The organism is Rhizobium sp. BR 362 (assembly GCF_036528765.1).
Lineage (GTDB): Bacteria > Pseudomonadota > Alphaproteobacteria > Rhizobiales > Rhizobiaceae > Rhizobium.
The window spans coordinates 113,706-122,117 of the sequence record NZ_JARWGH010000013.1 but is presented as its reverse complement, the minus strand read 5'-3'; the positions used below and the strand labels follow the sequence as shown (position 1 = coordinate 122,117).

The 8,412-nt window shown below is 59.7% G+C and carries 8 protein-coding genes and 1 pseudogene; all 9 read right to left on the bottom strand.

Features of this window, described 5'->3' with window-relative positions:
* A pseudogene (locus QDY28_RS18020) lies at window positions 1-130 on the bottom strand (bifunctional methylenetetrahydrofolate dehydrogenase/methenyltetrahydrofolate cyclohydrolase); the annotation flags it as partial.
* 117 nt (window positions 131-247) lie between these two features.
* Window positions 248-2,185, bottom strand: coding sequence for a succinoglycan biosynthesis protein exop (locus QDY28_RS18015; protein ID WP_331383022.1), 1,938 nt, complete (start codon window positions 2,183-2,185; stop codon window positions 248-250).
* Between the two features lie 101 nt (window positions 2,186-2,286).
* Window positions 2,287-3,129 (bottom strand): WecB/TagA/CpsF family glycosyltransferase, encoded by an 843-nt coding sequence (locus QDY28_RS18010; RefSeq protein WP_331383021.1) that lies wholly within the window; start codon window positions 3,127-3,129, stop codon window positions 2,287-2,289.
* A gap of 251 nt (window positions 3,130-3,380) precedes the next feature.
* The gene (locus QDY28_RS18005; RefSeq protein ID WP_331383020.1) at window positions 3,381-3,917 is read right to left on the bottom strand and encodes a hypothetical protein; all 537 of its coding nucleotides are present in this window, start codon (window positions 3,915-3,917) and stop codon (window positions 3,381-3,383) included.
* Window positions 3,914-4,282, bottom strand: coding sequence for a hypothetical protein (locus QDY28_RS18000; RefSeq protein ID WP_331383019.1), 369 nt, complete (start codon window positions 4,280-4,282; stop codon window positions 3,914-3,916). The genes QDY28_RS18005 and QDY28_RS18000 overlap by 4 nt, the downstream gene beginning before the upstream one ends.
* A gap of 14 nt (window positions 4,283-4,296) precedes the next feature.
* Window positions 4,297-4,893: a rod-binding protein gene (locus QDY28_RS17995; RefSeq protein ID WP_331383018.1), complete on the bottom strand. Its 597-nt coding sequence runs from the start codon at window positions 4,891-4,893 to the stop codon at window positions 4,297-4,299.
* Between the two features lie 182 nt (window positions 4,894-5,075).
* Entirely contained in the window at window positions 5,076-5,495 is a 420-nt protein-coding gene (locus QDY28_RS17990) for a hypothetical protein (RefSeq protein ID WP_331383017.1), read from the bottom strand.
* Between the two features lie 18 nt (window positions 5,496-5,513).
* Window positions 5,514-6,266, bottom strand: coding sequence for a flagellar biosynthetic protein FliR (fliR, locus tag QDY28_RS17985; RefSeq protein ID WP_331383016.1), 753 nt, complete (start codon window positions 6,264-6,266; stop codon window positions 5,514-5,516).
* Window positions 6,263-8,350, bottom strand: coding sequence for a flagellar biosynthesis protein FlhA (flhA, locus tag QDY28_RS17980; protein WP_331383015.1), 2,088 nt, complete (start codon window positions 8,348-8,350; stop codon window positions 6,263-6,265). Before flhA ends, fliR begins: the two co-directional genes overlap by 4 nt.
* Window positions 8,351-8,412 lie beyond the last annotated feature (62 nt).

Here is an 8,412-nt window from a genome sequence, read left to right as displayed (position 1 = left end):
GATCATCCCCGACGATGACCACCGCAAGGCCGGTCTTCACACCCGTGTCTCTTTCCAATGCTGCGGTCGCCGTCTTCACCGCATCAATTACAGACGCAGCCACCTGCTTGCCATCGATCACAGTCGTCACGAAAATCTCCCGACATAGTTTCGGCGCCAATCTATAAGTCATCGGCCCAGCGGATTTGCCTGCCAACGCCCTATGGTGTCTGAAAGCGGTAATTGCAAGGAAAAAGCGGCGCCGGAATCAGCCGCGCACCGTCCGCCGGCGCGAAGCATAGGTGTGGACTTTCGCACGCAATGACGCCAATTCGCGCTGGATCTCCGTCAGCTCCTGCGAGACGACGGGGCGATCGTTGGCAACAGGAATGTTGGCATCGAAATGCGGTTGCGGCAGATCGGGCATTGGTCGCGGCGGCAATGGGACGGGTTCGGCGGCGGGGCTGAAAACCGGCTCGGACGCCGCGAGGTATTGGGCTGCCCGATCCTCCGCAGCTACCGCGCCCTCCATCCATTTCCGCAGGAAGACCAGGCAAAGCGCTAGGCCAAGGCCCATGACGAAGCCTGTCGCCTGACGGCCCGCAAGATTGTCATCGATCGGCGCCTTGGCGGCGGTGGCAGAACTGATGACGGCGATCGGAAGCTCGACTTGGGGCGGAGCCGTATCCGCGTTTTGCAGATCGGCATCATGGCGGCTCTGTGCTGCTGCAACATCACCCTGAAGCTGATCGAGGCGGACCATATCGACATCAATGCTTTTTTGGCTGAGCGCGGTCATCCGCGCGGAAAGTGCCGTGCGGTTCTCAAGTGCAGCCTTCAAGGCCGCATCGCTGCTGGCGATGAGGCGCTCCAGTTGATTGCGGATATCGGCGGTCAGGCCATCGACTGTCGCTTGCTGCGCCAACAGACGGGGATGGCGCGGGCCGAGCTGCGTGGAAAGCTGAGAGAGGACGACCTTGGCGGCGCTATAGCGGCTGCGCAGATCATCGAGAGCGGCAGATGACAGACTGCCCGACAGCGCGCCACTCGTGACGCTGGCAGGAGTGGCGGATTTGGCGGCGGAGAGCCGGGCTCTTGCGCTCTGCACCGCGGCCTCGGCGGCCTTGATCTCGCCATCCAACTCTTGGCGCTGCCGCTGCAGATCGAGCGCAGCTTCGATCTTGTCGTCGCCATAATGCGCCTTGAAATCGGCCAATGCGGCCTTCGCCTGATCGAGGTATTTGAGGCTCTTATCCGCAGGCGAGATGCTTTTGCCAACGAGGCCCGCGCCTTGCGTAATAGTGGCGTCATAGATCGTCGCATCGGCCAGACGATTGGCGATCTCGGCCGATCTTGCCGGATTGCTTGTGGTTACGGCGAGATACAAGGTGCCGCTCGGCGCATCGGTGGTGACGGCGATATCTCTGCGAAGGGCTGCCTGCGCGCGCGAGGGCGCGTCGGAAGCGTTACCATTGCCGGATAGCAATTCCATGGCAACACCGAAAGCGCCGGCCCGATCGCCGGTGAATTCCGGATCGCGGTCGAGCTTCAGCCTGGCGACGAGGTCGGAAAGCAAGGACGGAGCGGCAACACGTTTGGCGGTGACGTCCAAAAGAGCCTGTCGCGCAGCCCCCTGCCCTTCTATTTGCAACACGGTGTGAGAGACATAGCGAGGCGGCGCTGCGAATACTGTCGGAAGAAGCGCGCCTGTCAGCGCGGCGACGATGACGAAGCCTATGGAGCCGAACCCGAACACCCAGCGGCGATGCGGTGCAGGCGCAGCCGAGACGGCAGGAGGTTCGATCAGAGGCAAAAGGTCGATTTCGCTGACGTCGGCGCGAGGCGAACTCAGTGATTGATCTGCGATCAGCGCGGGAGGTCCAACCATGATCGTTTCGGGCGCGACGGGATGGTCTCGCAGAATGCCGCGGATACGATCTGGCAGTGGCTGAGCCTCTGCGTCCTCAGCCACCGCGGATCTTTTTTGTCCAGAGAGCGGATAGGCATCGCCGTCCAGCATCTTTTGAATGAGGGCCAGCAATTCGGCATCGCTCGGAGCTTGGCGGTGGGCAGGCTGGACATTGGCGGCTATGAGATAGCCATCCTTTCCGCGATCGAAGCGCGCATGCCGCCCGGCACCGCGGGAGGCCTCGAAGGCTTCCGCGTAGTCGGGAAGAAGTCTGGTCCTGGCCTTGCTTTCGAACATGGCGGGTTGTCTCGCGCGCATGGTCAGTGACCGATGCCGATGGTTAACCCACTCTAAATTTTCATGGCAAAGAAAAGGTTAACGACGATCCGCCACCGCAATCAGCCGGCGAGCTTGTCCGGCGCAGGAAGCCGCAGCAGAGGCGTCGGCTGTGGCTCGGCGGCACGCAGGATGCGCTCCTTGCGACCGAACTGATGCCGAATGACCTGATAGAGGAAAAGCGGCACGCCGAGAATATAACGCCGCCACAGCCGGCTCGGCTCCTGGAGCAGGCGATACATCCATTCAAAGCGCATGGCGCGCACCAGCGCCGGGGCACGCGGCACCGTGCCGGAGACGAAATCGAACAGCGCGCCGACCGTCAGCACCAGCCTTGCGTGCTCCGGTTCGATATGGTCGGCAACCCATTTTTCCTGGAGCGGCGTCCCCATGCCGACAATCAGCACGTCGATCTTCTGGCGGCCGACCTCGGCGGCGACCAGATCGCTTTGCGCCTTATCGAAATAACCGTCGGCAATAACGATGAATTCATGCCACGGCGCATGCTTGCGGAAATTTTCAGCGGCCTTCTCGACGACCTCGCGGCGGCCGCCAATCAGGCCGACGCGCTTCGGCCGCTCCATGAAGGTCAGCAGAGCCGGCACGAAATCGGTGCCGTTCAAATTGGCCGGAAAGGAGACCCCATGGGCAGCCCGGGAGGCCATATCCAGGCCAACGCCGTCGGGTAGGACAAGATTTTTCGCCAGCACGTCGCGATACTCGCGGTCGCGCAGCATCAGCAGCATGTTATGGGCGTTGACGAAGGAGATGACCGTCTGGCCGACCGGAAGGGACGCCAGTTCGTTGATGAAGTTCAGCGCATCTTCCCAATCGAGGTCGCAGACCGGCAAGTCGAAAATCATTCGACGCGACGTGAGCACGGCAAAATTGGCGACTAAATTCACCCAAGACCTCCTGCCGCGGACGCTTCCTAAGCCCGACGCCGGCAATTTCTCAACGCAGATCCTCCACCGCCTGTCCATTCGGTGACATCGGACGCATCGCTGAGGATGCTTGTAGCAAAGCTATGCCAAGCTTCCGTTAGGAAAATCGATCGGAATTGCGCGAGGGAAGCAGGGATTTGTTAACGCTGTTTCGGCGTGAGATGTAACAGGCCGCTCCATAAGGGAGCGGCCATCATCGGCCTGAAGCAGGCCTAATGCGCCGGCTTTGGCTCGGCGTCCGGTGCCGCATCGCCCTGGACGATCTTTACGGGCTTGACGGTTCTCTTGCCAGAGCCGTCGCCGCCATTGATCTCCTCCTTGGAAAGGAAGTCGAGCTGTTCGACCAGAACGTCGGCAACATAGTCGCCGCCGAGACGTTCGTTCATGTTTTTCTTGATATCGCTGCGGAAACTGGCGACGTCGAAGCTGGCGGTATGGCTTATGTCGATCGCCTTATTGCCCACCAGCAGCGAATAGAGCTCATCGGTCGTCAATTCCGTCAGCGGCGTCTGGAGCTGGCTCGCCTTGCCCTTCTCCATCATGAAGGAGATGCGGGTGATGAAATAGCCGTTCACCTGGCCGTTGGCAATGACGGGCACGTTGATCGATTCGCCCTTGACGAATTCCTGCTGCGCTTTCTTGGCGTCGTCGGGATTGGTCGCAGGCGCCGTCGCCATCTCTACCGAAAAATAGACCGAAGCCAGCGTTACGGCGCAGACCCAGAGGCCGGTGAGGACGAGCTTGATCATCCGGCCTCACGGACGCGGAACTGCTCCTGCGAATAGGTGCCGTCGGCGTCGGCGTTCTGCACCGCGTTCTTCAAGATATCGGCAACGGCACGCACGGCTTCGAGATGGGCTTCGACGCGACGCGCGTTCAGGATCAGCTTCTTCTTCAGCCCGTGCAACTGCTCGATATGCGCGACCGCTAGGTCGGCCGGGTTGGTATCACGAAACAGCATCGACAATTCGTAGAGGCAGCGGCTCTTATGGGCATTCGATACTTTGAGATCGAATTCCGGATCGGTGCCGATCCGGCTGTTCTCGTTATCGATGATCATCTCCAGGCGGCCAAGGACCGACTTGATCCGGTAGTCGTTCGAAATCACTTCCATATCTATCCCCCGGGTCACACTTTCTTGGACGTCAGCGTATCTTGGTTGGTGACGGTGGTATCGCTGTCACCATTGGTTTCGGCCGCCGCAAGCGTCTTTCGCTGGAAATCGGTAATTGCGCTCAGCGCCATCTTCTTGTCGTTCTCATCGGTCGCCGAGTTGACGGCGCCAGTGTTGCGCATCTTGTCAACCTGTTCCTTGTACATTTGCTCGGCGATGCCGACGCCGCCATTCTTGGCGAGCGTATTGCCGAGCTGCTCGGCCATCATGCCCTTCCAGATTTCGCCGGCGGAGCCCTTGCCGTAGAGTGTTTCGCTGTTCGGCAGCATGTTCTTGACGAAGTTCTGCAGCACCATCGCTTCGAACTTGTGGTAAGCCTGCGGCACCTTTGTCGACGCCGTATGAGTGTTGGCGTTGCTGAGGCCGGCCTTCGTTGCGGCGCTGTCCAGCGCATTCACGGTCGAGGCGAAACCATTGCCGTTTTCCGCCAGGCTTGTGGCGGCAAAGGCAGCCCTGTTGGCCGCGAGCTTTTCCTGGGCTGCCTGAACGTCGGCCGGATTGGCGGCCTTGACGACATCCAGGACCAAATCACTCGGGGGCGAAATAGCCACGTCACGTTTCCTTTCACTAAAGCATGACCCCGCGACGCGTGAAGCAGCCATCGAGCAAGGTCATGCCGAATCGAGCAGTAGAGCGTCGCGCGCTCATTTGAACGCATGAAGATCGTTCCAATCTTGAATCCGGAGCAAGGCGGCGATTCGGGGAATGCCATCTTGTTCTGAGATCGCGACGATTATGGTTTTTGAACCTTGCTGGAGGCTGGCGTTGCGCCCGCAAAGCGCTGATCGATGATGTCGTAGACGGCATTGTCGTCCGCCTCGCGTATTTCCAGCTCGCGGGCGTCCTTCATATGCTCTTCCAACCGCTCCGCCTTGGTGCGTTCTTGCAGGACTTTCGTCTCGATCAGCTTCTGGATGCCATCGAGCTGCTGATCCTTGAGCGTCAAGCGGCCATAGCGTGCGGCGTAATGCACTGAAAATGCCATATGGATCGGATCGGCCGAGCTAATGGCATCGATCAGCTTGTCCATCGACTGGCTGACCTCGTTGCGCTGGCGGGTGGTATCCGCAAGCTCGTTTTCCGCTATCTGCTCGAGATGGCGCTGAACGGCGACGAGCCGCTTCAATTTTTCGGACCGGCTTTTTTCCGCCATCGCTTCCGCCTCGCCCCGCTAATGTCCGTTGAAGACGCTGAGGAAGGCGCCAGAGAACTGACTGACGATTGCCGCGATGCTGAGATAGAGCATGAACAGCCCGCCCATCAGCAGATAGGGCGTCGATATGAAATAGATCGGGATCTGCGGCGCCAGCTTATTGATGAAGCCGATCGACATCTGGAACATCAGACCATAGAGCAGGAAGGGGCTCGCCAGCCGCAGCATAATGAAAAACGTGGCCTCCAGCGTATCCGCCACCGACACAAGCGAGGCGCGCGCATCGATATGGCCCCCAAAGGGCACGACCGAATAGGAATCGACCAGCGCCTGCAGGACGTGATGGTGGAAATCCATAATGAACAGCATCATCAGGCCGCAGAAGCTGATCAAGCTCGTCAGCGACGTCTCGTTCGTCTCTTCGATGATGTCCATACCGCCTGGCGCATTGAAACCGATCAACATCGATATGGCCGTGCCGGCAAATTGCAGCCCGAGCGTATAGAGCCGCGCCATCATGCCGTACATCAGGCCGATCACCGTTTCGGTGAAGATCAGTGCGATATAGGTGGCGCCGCCTTTCGACACTTCCGGATAGATGGTGTTCCAGAGCAGCGGCAGGATCGCCATCGACAATGCCGCCGCAAGCAGCACCCGAACCTGCTGCGGCACGCGGCCCGACGAAAACCCCGGGAGCACCATGATGCAGCCGCCAATGCGGCAGAAGGCGAGAAACAACGCCAGAATGGTGCCCTGGGGGTCTGTTATCATGAAATGGAACCTAGAATCTTGATCTCGATCCCCTTGGCCAATTCCACATGCGACAAGACCGGCAGAGTCGCGAACAGGCGTTCGATGATCATGCGCACATAGGAGCGTGTTTCCGGGGATGTGACAAGCACGAAGGGCAAGCCGCGGTCCATGTATTCACGGATAACTTTGCCCGCCTGCTCGCTGAATTCTTCCAGATTGCGCGGATCGATGTCGAACTCGACGATCTCTCCCTTCTGGTCGCGCTTCAGCGCCTGATGGAAGATGAGATCCCATTTGCTGCCAAGGCGGAGAACGCGCAGCACGCCATTGTCCGCAAGGTCGCCGCAGAGCTGCTGTGCCATGCGCACCCGCACATGCTCGACGATCTGCTCCGTCTTGCGCACATGCGGCGCAAGTTCCGCAACGGCTTCCAGGATGAGGTGCAGGTTGCGGATCGAGACACGCTCGGCAAGCAGGAGCTTGAGCACCGCCTGCAGGCCCGAATAGGACATGTGCGACGAGCAGATCTCGTCGGCGAGCTTTTTGTATTCCGGATCGAGGCGCTCGATCAGGATCTTGACGTCCTTATAGGAGAGAAGCGCCGGCAGGTTGTTGCGGATGACTTCGCTCATATGCGTCAGCACGACGGAGACATTGTCGATCGGCTGGAAGCCTTCGCGTTTCAAATCCTCGGTGAAGGCCTCGAGGACTGAAACGGCGGGCATGCCGAAGGCGGGCTCGCGGATCTCGTCGCCCGGGACCGTGGGTTTGCGGCCCGAACCGGTGACGACGAGCACTTCGCCGACACGCAGCATATTGGAAGCGACCGTCGTGCCATGGATGCGGATCTGATAGGACTTGTCGGCGATGGCAATGTCGTCGGTCACCTTGATTTCCGGTACGACGAAACCGTATTGCGTCGCGAATTTCTTGCGCATCTTGCCGACGCGGAAGGCCAGTTCCTGATGGGCGCCGAGCAGCCGGGTGGAAACGATCTTGCCGAGCGCCAACTCGATTTCCGAGGTCGTCAGAACCGACTTGACCGAATCCTTCTCCATTTCCTTCGTCTGCATGACCTTCTTTTCTTCCGCATCGCGGCGAAGCTTGTTTTCGGCTTCGACCTGCCGCGGGATGAACCAGGCGCCGGTTGCCATAAGGCCGCCGAGAATGAGGAAAGGAATGAAGGGCATGCCCGGCATGATGGCGAGGATGCCCATGAGGATCGCGGCAACGGCGAGCGCACGCGGATAGCCGCTCAACTGATTGATAACGGCCTGGTCGGTAGAGCCGGCGGTGCCGCCGCGCGAAACGAGAAGACCGGCAGCAAGCGAGACGACGAGCGCCGGCATCTGCGACACCAGACCGTCACCGACGGAAAGCTTGACGAAGACATCGGCCGCCTGGCCGATCTGCATGCCATGGCGGAAATAACCGATAATGATGCCGCCGAAGATGTTGATGCAGGTGATGAGCAGACCGGCGACGGCATCGCCGCGGACGAATTTCGAAGCACCGTCCATGGCGCCGAAGAATGAGCTTTCCTCTTCCAGCTCGCGGCGCCGCCGCTGCGCTTCTTTTTCATCGATCAGGCCGGCCGACAGATCGGCGTCGATCGCCATCTGCTTGCCGGGGATTGCATCGAGGGTAAAACGCGCGCCGACTTCAGCGATACGCGTCGCACCCTTGGTGATGACGATGAAATTGATGGTGATCAGGATCATGAAGACGATCAGACCGATCACGAAATCGCCGGACATCACCAGACTGGAGAAACCTGCGATCACGCCGCCGGCCGCATCGTGGCCTTCATAGCCGTGCGAAAGAATGACTCGCGTCGTCGCAATGTTCAGCGACAGACGGGTCATGGTGGCGATCAGCAAAATGGTTGGGAAAGACGAGAATTCCAGCGGCTTCTTGATCCACAGCGCCACCATCAGGATCAGCACCGAGAGCGCGATCGAGAAGGCCAGACCCATATCGATGAGGAATGGCGGGATCGGCAGGAACAGCACACAGAGGATGACCATGATACCGAGGGCGAACCCGATATCACGCATGCTGGGATTGGCTTTTGGAAGTGCTATTGCGGGTGGTTGCGCCATCGACCGGTTCCGTCTCTTCATGAGAGGGGGCAAACGGCTGACCCGTTTGCCCTATTCGGTCA